Raw genomic sequence first — 717 nt, forward strand, 5'->3', positions numbered from 1 at the left:
GCCGGCCGGAGTTTAGTAAAGTTCGTTTTCGGAGAAGAAGACGAACATGAAGAAGCGCTTTACGGAAGAACAGATCATCGGTTTTCTGAAGGAAGCCGAGGCCGGCAGGCCGGTCAAAGAGTTGTGCAGGCAATACGGGTTCAGTGACGCGTCGTTCTACACGTGGCGCGCGAAGTTCGGCGGCATGGAGGTGTCAGAAGCGCGCCGGCTCAAGGAGCTGGAAACCGAGAACGCGCGGCTGAAGAAGCTGCTGGCCGAGGCGATGCTCGATATGGAAGCGTTAAAGGTTGTCGTCAAGGTAAAGCCTTGAGCCCGCAAGCCAAGCGCGAAGCAGTCGCGGCGATTCGCAAGAAGGTGAATATCTCGGAGCGCCGCGCCTGCCGGCTTGTCGGGCTTTCTCGCAGCGTGTTGCATTACAAAGCGAAGCTGGACCACGAGAATGATGCGCTGAGGGCTCGCCTGGTGGAACTGGCACACGAGCGTCGGCGCTTCGGTTATCGGCGATTACACGCGATGATGGAGCGCGAGGGTATCCAGGCGAACCATAAGCGCGTGCATCGCCTTTATCGTGAAGCGGGGCTTGCCGTACGGCGCCGTCGACGGCGCCACGGCGCCATGATTGAGCGCGAGCAGTTGGCGTTGCCAAGCGGACCAAACCAGGTGTGGTCAATCGATTTTGTGATGGACGCGCTGTCCAATGGACGGCGTCTGAAGTGC

At 59.4% G+C, this 717-nt stretch carries 1 pseudogene; it reads left to right on the plus strand.

Going from position 1 to position 717, the window contains the following annotated elements:
* Positions 1–46: 46 nt before the first annotated feature.
* Positions 47–717: pseudogene (locus KPG66_RS17275) on the plus strand (IS3 family transposase); the annotation flags it as partial.

This window comes from Mycetohabitans sp. B2 (assembly GCF_021733735.1).
Lineage (GTDB): Bacteria > Pseudomonadota > Gammaproteobacteria > Burkholderiales > Burkholderiaceae > Mycetohabitans > Mycetohabitans rhizoxinica.